Source organism: Erythrobacter sp. CCH5-A1, from assembly GCF_001557115.1.
Taxonomy (GTDB): Bacteria; Pseudomonadota; Alphaproteobacteria; order Sphingomonadales; family Sphingomonadaceae; genus Erythrobacter.
In genome coordinates this window covers 1-545 of record NZ_LSKQ01000250.1, presented here as the reverse complement: position 1 = coordinate 545, position 545 = coordinate 1, and the positions used below count along the sequence as shown (strand labels likewise).

Annotated in this window: 1 protein-coding gene; it reads right to left on the bottom strand. The window is 64.2% G+C overall.

The genetic code is table 11. From position 1 onward, the window contains the following. Nucleotides 1-188 precede the first annotated feature (188 nt). A partial coding sequence (locus AX708_RS15420; protein ID WP_369815639.1) for a hypothetical protein occupies nucleotides 189-545 on the bottom strand: 357 nt, incomplete at its 5' end.

Here is a 545-nt window from a genome sequence, read left to right as displayed (position 1 = left end):
GCCGGTGCCCGCGCGCCGAGGGTCGCCCCAGCCCGGGCCGACGACGGCCCGTCGAGCCGTCGATCAGGCGCTGCGGCAGGCGCGGTGGCGATGCCAGCGAGGCACGCATGTGTCGATGCGCTGGCGAGCAGCGCCGCGCCGGTTTGAGTGCATCGATGTCGAGTAAAAGGGGGCCGAAGCCCCCTGGCTCAGTTCAGAGCGTTGGTGATTGCGATTACCAAACCTGCGATCACGATCGCGGTGCTGAAATACCACTTGGTGCGCTCGACTTCCCTCGAGATCGCTTCGCGGGTGGCACGAAGTTCCGCGATCAGCGGTGCGTTCGCTTCGGTGACCTTCATCGCGATGTGTCCTTCCAGCTCTTCGACGACTTTTTCGGCGTCGGTGCTGGCGATCTTAACAGACTTGAGTGCTTTGAACAATTCCAGTTGCATGCCCATGTGAACCTCCTGTGCTTGATGGGAGCTCCCGAGGGACGGTGTTCGCCAGTGGGTCAGGGACGTTCCTTCAGGAACGCCGCGCCAGCGGGCGCCGGGGGAGCCGAT